Source organism: Pseudogemmobacter humi, from assembly GCF_900609055.1.
GTDB lineage: Bacteria > Pseudomonadota > Alphaproteobacteria > Rhodobacterales > Rhodobacteraceae > Pseudogemmobacter > Pseudogemmobacter humi.
The window spans coordinates 1-1,171 of record NZ_UXAW01000007.1 but is presented as its reverse complement, the minus strand read 5'-3'; the positions used below and the strand labels follow the sequence as shown (position 1 = coordinate 1,171).

Annotated in this window: 1 protein-coding gene; it reads left to right on the top strand. The window is 61.6% G+C overall.

All coding sequences use genetic code 11. The annotated features are described in order from the left end of the window. A protein-coding gene (locus tag XINFAN_RS00035) for an IS3 family transposase (protein ID WP_124084539.1) occupies positions 1-1,141 on the top strand; the annotation gives its coding sequence in 2 pieces (ribosomal slippage) (positions 1-240 and positions 242-1,141; 1,140 coding nt annotated over the 2 pieces). This gene is flagged as partial in the annotation. Positions 1,142-1,171 lie beyond the last annotated feature (30 nt).

Here is a 1,171-nt window from a genome sequence, read left to right as displayed (position 1 = left end):
CGGAAGTTCAGCCGTGAGTTCAAGATCGAGGCCGTCAGGCTGGTGACGGATCGGAGTGTCGCTGTGGCACAGGCCGCGCGTGACCTCGATGTGGCGGAGAGCGTGCTGCGGCGGTGGATGCGAGAGCTGACAGCCACGCCGGCGGTTGCGTTTCCCGGGAACGGGCAGATGCGGGCCGATCTGGCCGAGATTTCGGCTCTGAAGAAAGAGGTCGCCCGGCTCCGGGCGGAGCGTGACATGCCTCGAAGAAAGCCGCAGCTTTTTTCGCGCGCGAGGCGATATGAGGTTCGCCTTCATTGCCAAACACCGCCACATCTGGCCGGTCAGCTGGCTCTGCAAGGTTCTTGAGGTTTCGCGGTCCGGCTTTCATGCGTGGCTCAGCCGCCCACCCAGCACGCGCGAGATCCATGACTCGAAGCTCGTCGCAGCGATCGAGACGAGCTTCGGGGCCAGTGACCGGACCTATGGCGCACGTCGTGTCTGGCGGGATGTTCTTGAGGACGGACTTGCCTGTGGGCTTCACCGGATAGAACGGCTGATGCGGATCAATGCCTTACGGGCGCGACCCAGACGTCGGGGAAAGCCCAGGGACGACGGGGAACGGTCGGTCATCGCCGACAATCTCCTCGACCGGAACTTTCAGGCAGACCGGCCGAACCAGAAGTGGCTGGCCGACTTTACCTACATCTGGACCGCGGAAGGCTGGCTTTACGTCGCTGTTGTTCTCGACCTCTTCTCCCGGCGCGCCGTGGGATGGTCCATGAAAGCTGATCGGGATGCCTCACTGGTCATGGACGCGCTGATGATGGCGGTCTGGCGACGCGGGAAGGCCGACGCGCTGCTGCATCACTCGGACCAAGGATCGCAATACACGAGCGAGCAGTTTCAAAGGCTTCTGGCCGACAATGGGATCACCTGCTCTATGAGCCGCGCGGGTAACGTCTGGGATAATTCCGCGATGGAGAGCTTCTTCTCAACGCTGAAGACCGAACGGACAGCCATCAAGGTCTATCGCACTCGCAATGAAGCGCGAGCCCACGTCTTCGATTACATTGAGCGCTTCTACAACCCGCGCAGAAGGCATTCGAAACTGGGCTACCTCAGCCCAATGGAGTTCGAGGCCCGCGCTATGCTAGCTTAACCTGCTGTCCACGAAACCGGCAGCAGCTCA